Origin of the sequence: Mycobacterium hippophais (genome assembly GCF_027529605.1) — a bacterium.
Classification (GTDB): domain Bacteria; phylum Actinomycetota; class Actinomycetes; order Mycobacteriales; family Mycobacteriaceae; genus Mycobacterium; species Mycobacterium arseniciresistens.
On sequence record NZ_JAPZPY010000001.1, the window covers coordinates 649,118 to 663,240 of the forward strand.

The window sequence follows — 14,123 nt, forward strand, 5'->3', positions numbered from 1 at the left end:
GTGCGGTGCGCCGTCCCCTCCGCCGCGGCGCTCTAGGCTGAACCACGACCTCGATTCAAGGCGGTGCCGATGAGCGATCTCCCGGACTGGGCCCGCGGCCTCGACCTGTCCCCGCACCCGGAGGGCGGGTGGTTCCGGGAGACCTGGCGCAGTGAGCTGTCGATGCCGCCGTCGGCCCTGCCGCCGGACTACACCGGTCCGCGCAGCGCCGGTACGGCGATCCTGTTCCTGCTCATGCCCGGTCAGCAGTCGGCATGGCACACCGTGCGCAGCGCCGAACTCTGGCTCTTCCACCGCGGCAGTCCGCTTCTGCTCGAGGTCGGACCCGAGCAGGGTTCTGCCGCAACACATCTGCTCGGCGGTGACATCGCTGCCGGTGAACAGCCGCAGCTGGTCGTCCCGCCACGGCACTGGCAGCGGGCCCGCCCGCGTGACGACGAGCCGAGCCTGGTCAGCTGCGTGGTGGTGCCGGGCTTCGACTTCGCCGACTTCGCGCTGGCCGGTCCTACCGGCTGAGCAGGTCGACGGCCGCCGACACCAGCGCGGCGTTGTCCGGCGCGAGCGAACCGTCGGGCAGGTGCAGGGTGTCCTCCAGGCCGATGCGGGTCTGCACACCGCGGACCCCGGCATGTTCCAGTAGCGGCCAACAGCTTTCGTCGAGACCGTGCAGCAGCACCGGCGCCGGTGAGCCGGCCGCCGCCACCTGGCTGAGCACGTCGTCGGCCAATGCCGTGTCGGCGTCGGCCTGCAGTTCGATCATCACCCGCATGCAGTGCGCGGCGATGTCACTGACCGCCCACGACTGCGCTGCCTCGGTGTGGAAGATCCCGACCTCGACACCCAGCCCCTTTGACAGCAGCACCTGCGCCAGCTCTGGCGAGCCCGGCTCGTGCCAGTTCAGCGACGCGAAATCGGGGAGCACGTCCCAACTCTCGACGGCGCGACGCCGTTCGGCGGCATCCGGTAGAGCCCAGTAGCCGGTGGTCACCCCGAGCGGCAGGCCGGGCACCGCCTGGCGGACCGCCGTCACCGCCGCGGCGACGACGTCGGGCCGCAGCGAGTCGACGCCGTCCGGCGTCTTCGGGTGCAGGTGCACCGCCTGCGCGCCGGCTCGATGTGCGGCCAGCGCCGCGGCGGCCAGCTCGTCCGGACTCACCGGCAGGCCGGGATGCTGGTCCGGGGTTCGGGCACCGTTGATGCAGGCCTTGAGGTAGATGCGGGGACCGGTCATGGGTCCATCTTCACCCGTGGCCGCCGGACGCACCCGACAACCGTGGCCGCAACCGCTCCTGGCCGATGCCTGCGTCGCCGGACAGGTCATCGGCCAGCGCGTCGGCGTAGGCGACCAGGCCGGGCACATCGATTCCGTGGACGGCGGGGCCGTGCGCGATCGCCGCCGACGCCCGCATCAACAACGCCCGTGCGCCTGCCCGGTTACCGCGCTGGACATGGGTGATGCCGACCGCGAGTTGCGCCAACCCCCGCCACAGTTCGCGGTGCTCCGGGGGCGCGTCCTTCCAGACGGCTTCGAGCACCTCGTGGGCGTTGAAGGCCAGGCCCTCGTCGAGCAGCCGTTGCGCTGCCGACAGGCCCTGCTCGGGTGTGACGTCGAGGTCGTCGGGAATCCGCGGCACACCGGTCTCGTGCCTGGGCAGCGGCCTGCCGAGCGCATCGCGCGGGCGCGCGTTGTGTGCGCGCCCGGCTTCGTCGCGATCCCGAGCGGCATTCACCGTTCCAGGCTACGCACCGGCCGTCGTTGCGGTGATCAGCCCGGCGAGCAGACGCAAATTCGCACGCTTCAAGCCAGAACTGTGCGACTTTGCGTCTGCTCGCGGTAGAGGATTGGGCCCCTAGGCGGGGGCGTAACCCAGTGCTGCCTTGGTCTCCAGGAACTCGTCGAAACCGAACTGGCCCCACTCGCGGCCGTTGCCACTGCGCTTGTAGCCACCGAACGGCGCACTCATGTCGAAGCCGTGGTTGATCGCCACCGAACCGGCGCGGATGCGGCGTGCCACCTGCCGGGCCTGATCCAGGTCGGCGGCCGAGACATAGCCCGCGAGACCGTATTCGGTGTCGTTGGCGATCTCCACCGCCTCGTCGAGGTCGTCGTACCCGAGGATGCACAGCACCGGCCCGAAGATCTCCTCGCGGGCGATCGTCATGTCGTTGGTGACGTGGGCGAACACCGTCGGCTTGACGTAGTAGCCGCTGTCCAGCCCGTCCGGGCGCCCGGTGCCGCCGACCACCACGGTGGCGCCCTCCTCGATGCCCTTCGCGAGCAGTCCCTGAATCTTCTCGAACTGCGCCTTCGACGCGACCGGTCCGATCGCGTCCTTGTCGCCGGTGCCGACCTTGACGGCGCCCGCGACGTCCCGCGCCACTGCGATGGCGTCGTCCATGCGTGAGTTGGGCACCAGCATCCGCGACGGCGCGTTGCAGCTCTGGCCGCTGTTCATCATCATCACCGACACCCCGGCCGTGACGCTCTTGGCGAAGTCGTCGTCGTCGAGCACGATGTTCGGGCTCTTGCCGCCCAGTTCCTGGGTGACGCGCTTGACGGTGGCGGCGGCGTTGCGGGCGACGTCGACACCGGCCCGGGTGGAACCGGTGAACGACACCATGTCGATGTCCGGGTGGCTCGACAGCGCGGCACCGACACCGGGGCCGTCGCCGTAGACGAGGTTGTACACCCCGGCGGGAACGCCTGCGGCGTCGATGATCTCGGTGAAGATCTGCGCCGAGTAAGGCGCCACCTCCGACGGCTTGAGCACCATGGTGCAGCCGGTGGCCAGCGCCGGGAACACCTTGCATGCGATCTGGTTGATCGGCCAGTTCCACGGCGTGATGAGCCCGCAGACGCCGATCGGCTCCTTCACCACCAGCGTCGAGCCGTGCTGCTCCTCGAACTGGAAGTTCTTCAGCACGTCCATCGCCGTGGCGAGGTGGCCGAGGCCGAGATTGACCTGCGGGCCCGACGCCAGCGACGCGGGCGCGCCCATCTCCTCGTTGACCGCGTCGGCGAGATCATCGGCACGCTTCTGGTATTCGCCCATGATGGTCTGCAGGAGGTCGAGGCGCTCCTCGCGGGAGCTCTGCGACCACGTCCCGAACGCCCGCCGCGCCGCCTGCACGGCGACATCGACGTCGACCGCCGTGCCGATGGCGATCCGGCCGGAGACCTGCTCGGTGGTCGGGTTGTCGACGTCGAGGGTGTTGGGCCGCACCGGCTCGACCCACTGTCCGTCGATGTAGAACTTCAGGTATTCACGCATGGTTTCACTCTCCCCTATCGACGGGTCCTACTGAGTACCTTCGGCGTACCAGGTGCGGAATCGGTCGTACTTGGGCATCTCCTCGGAGTTCGCGGTCGGGTCGATGCACACGTGCACCACGCCGACCTTGCCGCTGGCGTACGCGCGTGCGATCGCCGGCCCGATCTCCTCTTCCTTCTCGACGTACTCGCCGTGGCAACCGAAGCCCTCGGCGATCTTGTCCATCCGGACGTCCTTGCTCCAGTGCACGCCGGGCTGCGGCGACGGCTGTTCGAATGTGCGCTTGTAGACGCCCACCTCGAGGCCCCACTGGTGGTCGACGCCGACCACGCACACCAGCGGCAGGTTCTGCCGCGCCGCGGTCTCCAGCTCGGCGATGTGGAACAGGAACGCCGAGTCGCTGGTGAGCAGCATGACCGGGCGCTTGCCGCCCTCGGCGACCGAGGCGCCGACGGCGTAGGGCAGACCGGTGCCGAGGTGTCCGAAGTTCTGGTTCCAGATCACGTCGCGCGGCTTGGACTGCGAGTAGGTCCACTGGAAGATCACGGTCGCGCCGCCGTCGCGGACCATGATGCCGTCCTCGAGTTCGGCGAACGCCTTGGTCGCCTCGACGACGTAGCGCGCCGGGTGCACCGGGGTGCGTCCGCTCGGGGCCTCGTCGGCCACCCGCGCCAGTTCGGCGGCGTCGGCCTTGACCAGGGCGTCGAGGTTGGCCGACGGCTCTCGCGGTGAGTCCTCGAGCGCCTCGACCAGCTGCGGCACGACGCCACGCAGGTCGCCGACCAGCGCCACGTCGACGGGCCGGTTCACGCCGATGGCCGTCGGGTCCTGCTCGACCAGCACCCACTTGCGGTTCTCATCGTTGCCCGCCCAGTGCTGGGTCCGGCCGTAGTGCATGGGCTCACCGAGTTCGGTGCCCAGCGCGACACAGAGGTCGGATTCCTCGACCGCCTGGTTGGCGGCCGGGGAGAACAGGTAGGGGAACGTCCGCTCCTGCAGCCCAGCGATGAACGACGTGCCGCCCGAGGTCTGGATGACCGGGCAGTTCATCAGTTCGGCGAGCTGCTTGACCTCCTGCTGGGTGCGCGACGTGTGCACGCCGTGGCCGACGAGCAGGACCGGGCTCTTCGCCTCGCGGATGAGCCGCACCGCCTCGGCGACCTCGCGTGCGCCCGCACCCTGGTCGACGAGCCGGTAGCGGTGCGGCGGCAGCGGGTCGGCGACGTCGAGCTCCTCGAGGATCACGTGCGACGGGAACTCGACGTAGGACGGACCCGGGGTGCCGGACATCGACCTGCGGATCGCCTCGTGGATGATCTCGTCGGTCTGATTGGCGTACTCGATGGAGCTGCTGTACTTCACCGACGGCGTGAAAAGCCCCTCCTGCTGGATGAACTGGATGCGGCCGCGACGGACGCGGCGCTCGGTGATCCTGGCCCGCTGGCCGCCGAGGAAGATCACCGGTGAGTTCTCCACCAGCGCGCACATCATGGCTCCGGCGATGTTGGCCACGCCGGGGCCCAGCGTGCCGATGCACAGGCCGGGCCCGCCGGTCATCCGCGACGCCGCCTCGGCCATGAAGCCCGCGCTGAGCTCGTGGTGCGGTGCGACGACTGACCAGCCGCGCGCCTCGGCCTCGGCGAACATGTGCACGAAGTTCGGGTCCGGGATGCCGAACAGCGTGTTGACGCCCTCGGCCTCGAACAGGTCGAGAATGCGTTTGTAGACGGGTACACCCATGGTTGAACTCCTATGTCGGTGACAGGTAACGGTGAGCGAGTTGTTTGCGGTGTGCAGCAGGCGATCCGAACAGCGAGCGGTTCACGCTGGCGCGTTTGAGGTAGACGTGGACGCCGCTCTCCCACGTGTAGCCGATGCCGCCGTGCAGCTGCATGGCCTTGCCGACCACGTCGACCGCGGCGCCGGTGACATACGACTTGGCCATCGACGCGGCGACGTGGGCGTCGTCGCGGTCCTCGACGATTGCCGCCACGGCGTCGCCGACGAGTTGGCGTGACATCGAGACGGCCACCAGCATGTCGGCGCACGCGTGCTTGACGGCCTGGAACGATCCGATCGGACGGCCGAACTGCCTGCGCACCTTCGCATACGCCACCGTCGCGTCGAGCATGGCCTCGGCGAGGCCCAGGCTGTCGCAGGCGACGGCCACCGCGGCGCGGTCGTGCAGCCGGCGCACCGCGGCGTCGGCGTCTCCGTCGAACTGCAGGAGCTCCGGCGGATCGACGGTCCGCGACGACACCATCGCCAGCGCCCTGGTCTCGTCGAGGACGGGCGCCGGGCTCACCGACAGATCGGCCACGGCCACGGCGCCGTTGGCGACCACCAGCACCTGGTCGGCGCCGTACGCGTCGGGCACGAAGGACAGCGACTCGAGGGTCACGGCACACCGCAGGTCGCCCGACGCGACACCGTAGAGCAGGCGGTCGCGGGTGGGACCGGGCCGCAGCGCGTTCAGGGTGCCGACCGCCAGCACGGCACTGCCCAGATAGCTGTTGGCGGCGGCGGCGCGGCCGATCTCGGTGCAGATCACCGCGACCTCGGCGAAAGTGGCACCGGCGCCGCCGAATTCCTCCGGCACCTCCAGGCCCACCCACCCCGCGTCGACGAGCGCGGGCCACTCGACCGCGGTGTCCTTGGCGAGCAGGTCGGCGGCGACCGAGCGCAGTTCCCCGTGGAACTCGGCGAAGTCCTCTGCGGCCATCACACCGCGCTCGGTTCCCGGGGCAGCCCGAGGCCGCGCTCACCGATGATGGTGCGCTGGATCTCGCTGGAGCCGCCGGGGATCGTCCACTCCCACGACCCGATGAAGTCCAGCACCCAGGAACCCGACTCCCACCCGCTCGACATCGGCTTGGCGAGGTCGGTGTGAGCGGCGAGGCCACCGATCTCGGCGCCGAAGTCGGTCATGCGTTGCAGCAGTTCGCTGTAGTAGAGCTTGACGATCGACGCGTCCGCCGGTCCCGTCGCCTTGCCTTCCACTACCTTGCGGCACATGCCACGCAGTCCCGCCAGCTCGATCTCGAACTGAGCCAGCCGGTCGGCCACCACCGGATCGCCGACGGGACTGCTCTGCACCAGCCACCGGAAGCCGGCGTTGCCGAGTCGCTCGGCGAGTTCGAGCATCGTCATGCCGCGTTCGGCGCCCAGCGTCGCCTGCGCCACCTGCCAGCCGGCGTTCTCGGCGCCCACCAGGTTGACCGCGGGCACCCGCACGTCGCTGAGGAAGATCTCGCAGAAGTGCGAGTCGCCGACGGCGTTGCGGATGGGCCGCACGTCGATCCCGGGCGACGTCATGTCCAGTAAGAAGTACGAGATGCCCTTGCGCTTCGGGGCATCGGGATCGGTGCGGGCCAGCAGCAGGCACCAGTCGGCGTGCATACCGCCGCTGGCCCAGAGCTTCTGACCGTTGACCACGAACTCGTCGCCTTCGCGGCGTGCGGTGGTGCGCAGCGCCGCCAGGTCGGAGCCGGCCTCGGGTTCGGAGAAACCCTGCACCCAGATCTCGCCGTCGAGGATCGCGGGCAGATGGCGGCGCCGCTGCTCGTCGGTGCCGGCCACCAGCAGCGTCGACGCGGCGTGGTGGATGCCGACGAACGCCAGCACGAGACGGGGGGCGTCATGGGCGGCGAGTTCCTGGTACAGCACGATCTGCTCGGCCACCGACATGCCGCCACCCCACTCGCGCGGCCAGTGCGGCACCGCGTAACCCGCCGTGTGCAGTTCGGCGAACCACGCCTTCTGGAAGCGGACGAACTCCTCCTCGGCCACACCGGTCTGCGCCTGCCGCCAGTCGCGCGGGATGTGGTCGGCGCACCAGGTGCGGATCTCCTCGCGCCGAGCGTGAAGATCTGTGCGAGTTTCTGCCGAATTCTCGCGCAAATCTTCACGTTCGGCGGGGGTTCCGGTCACGCGTACAGTCCCGTCAGCCCGCGGGGACCCGCGGCGTGCAGCAGCCGGTCCCGGGTGGCCGACACCCCGAACGGCAGCCGGCGCAGCGGCTGGCTGTAGCGCGACAGCCAGGACAGCGTGGTCTCGTCGCAGAAGCCGACCGCGCCATGCAGCTGGTGGCACACCCGGAACACCACCTCCGCCGCCTCCAGCGCGGCCATCCGCAGCGCCAGCGCGTCGTCGAGCGCCTCCGGGCGACCGGTCGCGATGCTCCACAGCGCGTACTTGGCCAGGATGTCCACCCCGCTGCGCTCCACCTCGGCGTCGGTGAGCTGGAACTGCACGCCCTGGAACGACGACAGCGGCTGACCGAACTGCTTGCGCAGGGTGATGTGGGCGATGGTGAGTTCCATTGCGCGGTCGAGTATTCCGAGCAGGGTCCAGCACGGCAGCACCAGGGCGAGAGCCAGGTCACCGGCACCGCCGTCGTCGACCGCCGACAGTTCGAGCTCGGCGACGAACGCCGCGCCTGCGGGTCCCTGCGCGGTGACGTGGCTGCGCTGTCCGGCCAACGTGACCGTCGCCCATCGCGACTGCAGCCCGGCGACGGCCGCCGACGGCCGCTGGTCGGCGACCACGATCAGCCCGTCGACGTCCAGGTCGGCCGGTCGGGCCAGCCGCTCGGCCACCGGATAGGGCAGCGCCCAGTGACCGGCGCTGCGGCACAGCGCCGCGGCGGCCTCGAGCTCGTCGGCGTCACCGCGCACGTCGAGGTCCCACGCGCCCAGGCCCGCCAGCGCGGGGCCGACCAGTGATTCGCGTTCTGCAGGTTTGGCTTCGGCCTGCTGCACCAGCTCATCGCCACCGGCGGCCTCGAACGCGCGCAGTGCCTGCCTGCCGAATTCGCTTGCGTCGTCGCCTAGATCGAGGATCATCGTGCGGCCGCCAGCAGCGTCCGCGACAGCAGGATGCGCTGCATCTCGATGCTGCCCGACGAGACCGTCGACGCCTGCGAGTAGCGCCAGTGGTCCTCGACCTCACCGAGGAACCACCCGGCGTTCGGGTCGTCTTGGCGCACCTCGGCGGCGATGTCCATCAGCACCTCCGCGCTGTCCTGGTCGAGCTTGGTGACGGCGATGCGGTACGCGGCGGCGTCACCGGGTGTGATGCGGCCGCTGCTCTGCAGCGACACCACCCGGTAGGCCAGCAGACGGGCCCGGCGGCAGTGCGTGAGCATGCGGATCCATCTGCCGCGCAACTCCTCCGGCACCCTGTCCCAGCGCGGCCCGAGCACGGCGGGCGCCGCGGCGAGCAGCCGTTCGCAGCGGGCGTAGCGGGCGATGCCGACGCGTTCGAACGCCATCACGTCCTGCACCACCGACCAGCCGGCGTCGACGGTGCCCAGCACGTCGGCCTCGGTCACCCGCAGGTCGTCGAAGAACACCTCGTTGAGGTGGTGCGGGCCCATCATGCAGCGGATCGGCCGCACCTGGATCGCCGGATCGCCCATCGGCACCAGGAAGATCGTCAAGCCCTGCTGCTTCTTCTCACCCTTCGACGTCCGCGCCAGCAGGAAGCACCACTGCGCCATGGTGGCGTACGACGTCCAGATCTTCTGGCCACTGACCAGCCAGCCGTCTCCGTCGGGGCGGGCGGTGGTGCGCAGCGACGCCAGGTCCGAGCCCGCCTCGGGTTCGGAGAAGCCCTGACACCAGATCACCTCGCCGCGCGCGATCGGCGGAAGATGCCTGCGCTGCTGCTCTTCGGTGCCGTGCCGCATGATGATCGGCCCCACCCAGTTCACGCCCATGTACTGGGCGCCGCGCGGTTCGTGGTGCGCCCACATCTCCTCGCGCACCACCGTCTGCTCCCACACCGACGCCCCGCCGCCGCCGAACTCCTCCGGCCACGACAGACACAGCAGATCCCGCTCGGCGAGCAGGCGGCAGAACCGCTGCGCCGTCTCGAGGTCGGCCGGGTCGTCGGTGAAGGCGCCGAGGTAGTGCTCGGGCACGTTGTCGTGCACCAATTCCCGCAGATCGGTGCGCAACTGCGCAGCGCGCTGCCCCATCTCGAAGTCCATGCTCATGCCAGCTCCGCCGCGGCTTCGGCGGCGCCGACGCTACGGTTGTTGACCGAATCCGGGCTGTTTCCGTCAACAACCGTCGTCTCGGCGTCGCTCGACAGGCCCAGTTCGGCGAGGATGTCGACGGTGTCGGCGCCCAGTTCGGGCGCGTAACCCCGGACGTGGCCGGGCGTGCGCGAGAACCACGTCGGCACCCCGGGGAAGCGCACCTTGCCGTGCGGAGTGTCGATGGTCTCGAACATCCCGGCGGCGTTGAGCTGCGGCGAATCGAACAACGAGTCGAGTGTGTTGATCGGCGTAGCGGGGATCTCCAGTTCGGCGAACAGCGCGAGCCACTCGGCGGTGGTGCGCTCCCGCATCGTCTGGGCCACCAGCCCGTACACGACATCGATCTGCTTGGCGCGCATCTGCAGTGTGGCGTATTCGTCGGAGTTCCACGACGGCCGCACCGCGTCGGTGAACGCCCGCCAGTGCTTGTCGTTGTAGATCAGCGCGGCGACGTAACCGTCCTTCGTCTGATACGGACGCCGGTTCGGCGCGACCGTCCTCGGATAGACGGCCGGCCCGAGCGGCGGGTCGAACATGGCGCCGTTCGCGTGCTCGACGAGCATGAACGACGCCATGGTCTCGAACATGCTGACCTCGAGCTCCTGTCCCTCGCCGGTGCGTTCGCGGTGGAACAGCGCCATCATGGTCGCGTACAGCGCGGTGAGGCCGGTGACCTTGTCGGCCATGATCGTTGCGACGTAGGTGGCATCGCCGGTGAGTTGCTTCTGTACCGCGGGCAGACCGCACTCGGCCTGGATGGTGTCGTCGTAGGCGGGCCGGTCGGCATCCGGGCCGCGTCTGCTGTAGCCGTAGCAGTTGGTGTAGATGATCCGCGGGTTGATGGCCGCGACCGACTCGTAGTCGAATCCGAGCTTGGCGATCGCCTTCGCCCGCATCGAGTGGACGAACACGTCGGCCGTCTCGATGAGTGCACGCAGTGCCGCCATCCCGTGGTCGGACCGCAGATCGAGGACGACGCTGCGCTTTCCGCGGTTGACGTTGACGAACACGCCGTTCATCCCCGGCGACGGACCGGGTGCGACGAAGCGGGTGATGTCCCCCTCGGGCGGCTCGACCTTGATGACGTCGGCGCCCATGTCGGCCATGATCTGCGTGCAGTACGGCCCCATCACCACCGCGGTGAGGTCGACGACCCGGATCCCGGCGAGCGGGCCGGCGGAGCTAACCATGGACGGCTCCCTGCTGCTGGACAGCCATCGCGAAGCTGTACCGGATGTGGTCGGTGTGCCCGTCGGGCACCGGCGGGAACACCACCGGCTGCGAGAGGTCGCGGATCCCGTCGAGCTGAGCCTCGACGTCCTCGACCGACCAGGACGGCCGGTACACCCCCGGGCTCTCGGCAATCGCGGCGCGGGCGATCCGGCCGGCCAGCGCGATGTAGATCTCACCGGTGACAGAACAACTTTCGTGTGCCAGCCAGCCCACCGCGGGCGCCACCAGTTCGGGTCCCATCGGCGGGTAGGCCGACGTGTCGATGCCCTCGGCCATCCGGGTGACGGCGGCGGGCACGATCACGTTGCTCGTCACGCCGTGCGCCGCGCCCTCGATCGCCGCGACGTTCGACAGCCCGATCACGCCCGCCTTGGCGACCGCGTAGTTGACCACGTCGTGGTTGCCGTAGAGCCCGCCGATCGAGGAGGTGAGCACGATGCGCCCGTAACCGGCGTCGCACATCACCGGAAAGGCCTCGCGGACAACGTGGAACGCGCCGCGCAGGTGCACGTCGACGACGGCCTCGAAGTCGGCGTAGCTGATGTCGCGCAGCGAGCCGCGCCGCACGTTGCCTGCGTTGTGCACGACCACGTCGAGGCGGCCGAAGGCGTCGAGCGCGGCGCCGACGATGGCCCGCCCACCCTCGGGGGTGGTGACCGAATCGGCATTGGCGACGGCCTCTCCGCCTGCGGCGACGATCTCGCGCACTACGTCGTGGGCCGGGCCGGCGTCACCACCCTCACCGGTGAGGCTGCCGCCGAGGTCGTTGACCACGACCTTCGCCCCGCGGGACGCCAGCAGCAGCGCGTAGGCCCGCCCGAGGCCGCGGCCCCCGCCGGTGACCACGGCCACCCGGCCGTCGAATCTCAGGTCACCCATGTCAGGCGAACGACTCCTCACCGGCCAGCTTGGTGCGCTGCAACAGCCGCCCCGACGCCGGGTCGTACGGCGTCGCGCGGTGCATGGTGCCGGTGTTGTCCCAGATCACCAGATCACCGACCGACCACTTGTGCCGGTATACGAACTGCGGCTGGGTGGCCCACTCCCGCAGCCGGACAAGCAGTTCGATGCTCTTGCCGCGGTCCATGCCGACGACGTGGCCGGCCGTGCAACCCAGCACCAGCGACTTGCGGCCCGACCGGTGCCGCCACACCAGCGGCAGCTCCCGCTCGCCGATCGCCATCATCTGCTGCAGCATCTCCAGCGACGGCTCGGGCTCGTAGTAGAGCAGCGTCGTCCAGGTGGAGTGGACCACCCGGAGTTCCTCGAACGCCGCCTTGTCCTCGTCGGACAGGTCGTCGTAGGCGGCGTAGGTGTTGCAGAACTCGGTGTCACCCTCGCCCTCGTTGCCCAGTGCCTTGCTCGACAGCAGCGAGGCCAGGATCGGCACCTCGTTCATCGTGCCGTCGAGGTGCCAGTACAGCGACCCCTTCAGGTAGTCGGCCTGCTTGTTGACGGTCTTGTCGAGCGTGACGTTGTAGAGCTTCTCGCCCTTGCGCTCGGTGGCCAGCGTGCCCAGGGTCTCGGTGAACGCCACCTGCTCGTCGTCGGTGAAGCCGATCTCCGGGAACACCAGCACGCCGCGCTGCTCGAGCAGATCGCGCAGCGTGGCGGCGTGGTCGCCGGAGAGCAGTGTCGACTTGTCGGCCCGGATCTCGGTGCCGATGCGCGGGCTGATCTCCCGGGCGTCGAGTGCCGTTGTAGCCGCTGTCATCTGCTCAGCTCCAGACCGTCGAGATCACCCTTGCTGCGCCATTCCGCGATCAGTTCGTCGAACGCGTAGAAGCCGGGCGAGTAGAAGTCACCGAGGAACGACCCGTTGCGTTCCGCGCCGCCTCGCCCCTCGTTGTTGTAGTAGCCGGGCGTGCAGGACAACTCGAACGCGGAGTTGTCGATCGACAACTCGCGGACCGTCTGCACCCAGCTGTCCTGCGCCTCCTGGGTCGGCTCGACTCGTGTGGCACCTCTGTTCTGCGCCTCGGCGATGATGTAGGCGATGTGCTGGGCCTGCTGTTCGAACATCGCCGTCGTGTTCGCCGACACGCCGCCCTGGATGAACCCCATGAAGAACTGGTTCGGAAAGCCGCGGCTGGTCATGCCGTGCAGCGTCTTGTAGTCGTTCTGCCAGTAGTCGAACAGCGACAGCCCGTCGCGGCCCACGATGCTGTCGATCGCGAACCGGCGGCTGATCTCGGTGGAGATCTCGAAGCCACTCGCGAAGATCACGCAGTCCACCTCGTACTCGACACCGTTGGCGACGATCCCCTTCTCGGTCAGCTTCTCCACGCCCTTGGACGCCGAGACGTCGACGAGCGTCACATTCGGACGGTTGAACGACGCGAGATAGTGCTCGCTGGACGACGGCCGCTTGCACATGAAGCGGTAGTACGGCTTGAGCGCCTCGGCGGTGGCGGGATCCTCGACGATCGCGTCGACACGGCGACGCAACCGCTCCATGATCTTGTAGTCCTCCTCCTCCCGGAACGCCATGATCTGCTCGATGGTGACCGAGGCGGGGTCGTCCAGGCCGGCGATCCGGGCGGTCAGGTTGCGCCCGAGCTCGGTCCAGAAGTCGCAGATCAGGTCGGGTTCGCCGAACACCACACCGACGAACGGTGACCAGTTGTGGAAGTTGCGCTTGCGCGCTTCCTGCCACCCCGGTTCGAGGGAGGCGGCCCAGGCGGGGTCGGTGGACGGGTTGGAGCGCTCGTCGACCGAGGACGGCGTGCGCTGGAAGACGAACAGCTCCTGCGCATCGCGGCCGAGGTGCGGCACCAGCTGAATGCCGGTCGCCCCGGTGCCGACGAGCGCGACACGCTTGTCCGCCAGCTTGTCCAACCCGCCGTCGGCGTTCCCGCCGGTGTAGTCGTAATCCCAGCGGGCGGAGTGGAACACGTGTCCGGTGAAGTCCTTGATGCCGGGGATGCCGGGGAACTTCGGGCGGTTGTAGGAGCCCTGGGCCATGACCACGAACCGGGCGCGGATGTCGTCACCCCGGTCGGTGCTGATCTGCCAACGCTGCGATTCTTCGTCCCAGCTCAGCTCGCGCACCTGGGTGGAGAACAGCGCTCCGTCGTACAGCCCGAAGTGCTTTCCGATGTTGCGACAGTGCTGGAAGATCTCGGCTCCGTCGGCGAACTTCTTCGACGGCATGAAATCGAGTTCTTCGAGCAGCGGGACGTAGCAGTACGCGTCGTTGTCGCACTGGATGCCGGGGAACCGGTTCCAGTACCAGACACCTCCGAAGTCGCCTGCCATCTCGATGACCCGGATGCCGTCGACGCCGGCCTTCTTCAGATACGCCCCCGCCAACAGTCCGGAGATCCCGCCACCTAGGACGACGACGTCGACGTCCTCGGTGATCGCGTCCCGCTCGGTCACCGTGGTGTACGGGTCGACCTCGTAGAACCCGGCGTAGTCACCTTCGAGTTCCAGGTACTGGTCGGCGCCCTCGGGCCGCAGCCGCTTGGCCCGCTCGGCGGCGTACCTGTCCCGTATCGCGGGGATGTCGACGTCGGTCGGGACGTCGGTGGGTCCGCAGGACTGCTCGGCGGTCGTCATGTCTCTCCTTCTTC

13 protein-coding genes are annotated in these 14,123 nt (G+C 69.1%); 1 reads left to right on the plus strand and 12 read right to left on the minus strand.

All coding sequences use genetic code 11. The features are described from left to right. Window positions 1-69: 69 nt before the first annotated feature. Entirely contained in the window at window positions 70-516 is a 447-nt protein-coding gene (locus tag O6P37_RS03160; protein WP_269892687.1) for a cupin domain-containing protein, read from the plus strand. Here O6P37_RS03160 and O6P37_RS03165 read toward each other — a convergent pair. The 12 genes from O6P37_RS03165 to O6P37_RS03220 all read right to left on the minus strand — a co-directional run bounded on the left by O6P37_RS03165 (window position 506) and on the right by O6P37_RS03220 (window position 14,109). Further along, entirely contained in the window at window positions 506-1,231 is a 726-nt protein-coding gene (locus O6P37_RS03165) for a 3-keto-5-aminohexanoate cleavage protein (RefSeq protein WP_269892688.1), read from the minus strand. The genes O6P37_RS03160 and O6P37_RS03165 overlap by 11 nt on opposite strands. 10 nt (window positions 1,232-1,241) lie before the next feature. After that, window positions 1,242-1,730 carry a DUF309 domain-containing protein gene (locus O6P37_RS03170; RefSeq protein ID WP_269892689.1) on the minus strand — a complete coding sequence of 163 codons (489 nt, stop codon included), beginning with the start codon at window positions 1,728-1,730 and terminating at the stop codon, window positions 1,242-1,244. Window positions 1,731-1,850: 120 nt separating this feature from the next. Next, complete coding sequence (locus O6P37_RS03175) at window positions 1,851-3,272, minus strand: aldehyde dehydrogenase family protein (RefSeq protein ID WP_269892690.1); 1,422 nt, start codon at window positions 3,270-3,272, stop codon at window positions 1,851-1,853. Between the two features lie 27 nt (window positions 3,273-3,299). Continuing rightward, the gene (locus O6P37_RS03180) at window positions 3,300-5,012 is read right to left on the minus strand and encodes a thiamine pyrophosphate-binding protein (RefSeq protein ID WP_269892691.1); all 1,713 of its coding nucleotides are present in this window, start codon (window positions 5,010-5,012) and stop codon (window positions 3,300-3,302) included. A gap of 10 nt (window positions 5,013-5,022) precedes the next feature. Further along, the gene (locus O6P37_RS03185) at window positions 5,023-5,994 is read right to left on the minus strand and encodes an acyl-CoA dehydrogenase family protein (protein ID WP_269892692.1); all 972 of its coding nucleotides are present in this window, start codon (window positions 5,992-5,994) and stop codon (window positions 5,023-5,025) included. Further along, a complete protein-coding gene (locus O6P37_RS03190) occupies window positions 5,994-7,172 on the minus strand; it encodes an acyl-CoA dehydrogenase family protein (RefSeq protein ID WP_269893154.1) in 1,179 nt (392 codons plus the stop codon). Before O6P37_RS03190 ends, O6P37_RS03185 begins: the two co-directional genes overlap by 1 nt. A gap of 26 nt (window positions 7,173-7,198) precedes the next feature. Then, window positions 7,199-8,116 (minus strand): acyl-CoA dehydrogenase family protein, encoded by a 918-nt coding sequence (locus O6P37_RS03195; protein ID WP_269892693.1) that lies wholly within the window; start codon window positions 8,114-8,116, stop codon window positions 7,199-7,201. Further along, complete coding sequence (locus O6P37_RS03200; protein ID WP_269893155.1) at window positions 8,113-9,264, minus strand: acyl-CoA dehydrogenase family protein; 1,152 nt, start codon at window positions 9,262-9,264, stop codon at window positions 8,113-8,115. The genes O6P37_RS03195 and O6P37_RS03200 overlap by 4 nt, the downstream gene beginning before the upstream one ends. Before the next feature lie 2 nt (window positions 9,265-9,266). Continuing rightward, the gene (locus O6P37_RS03205) at window positions 9,267-10,505 is read right to left on the minus strand and encodes a CaiB/BaiF CoA transferase family protein (protein WP_269892694.1); all 1,239 of its coding nucleotides are present in this window, start codon (window positions 10,503-10,505) and stop codon (window positions 9,267-9,269) included. Next, window positions 10,498-11,427, minus strand: a complete 930-nt coding sequence (locus O6P37_RS03210; RefSeq protein WP_269892695.1) for an SDR family NAD(P)-dependent oxidoreductase — start codon at window positions 11,425-11,427, stop codon at window positions 10,498-10,500. The genes O6P37_RS03205 and O6P37_RS03210 overlap by 8 nt, the downstream gene beginning before the upstream one ends. Before the next feature lies 1 nt (window position 11,428). After that, complete coding sequence (locus O6P37_RS03215; protein ID WP_269892696.1) at window positions 11,429-12,262, minus strand: TauD/TfdA dioxygenase family protein; 834 nt, start codon at window positions 12,260-12,262, stop codon at window positions 11,429-11,431. Beyond that, complete coding sequence (locus tag O6P37_RS03220; RefSeq protein WP_269892697.1) at window positions 12,259-14,109, minus strand: flavin-containing monooxygenase; 1,851 nt, start codon at window positions 14,107-14,109, stop codon at window positions 12,259-12,261. Before O6P37_RS03220 ends, O6P37_RS03215 begins: the two co-directional genes overlap by 4 nt. Between the last annotated feature and the right edge of the window lie 14 nt (window positions 14,110-14,123).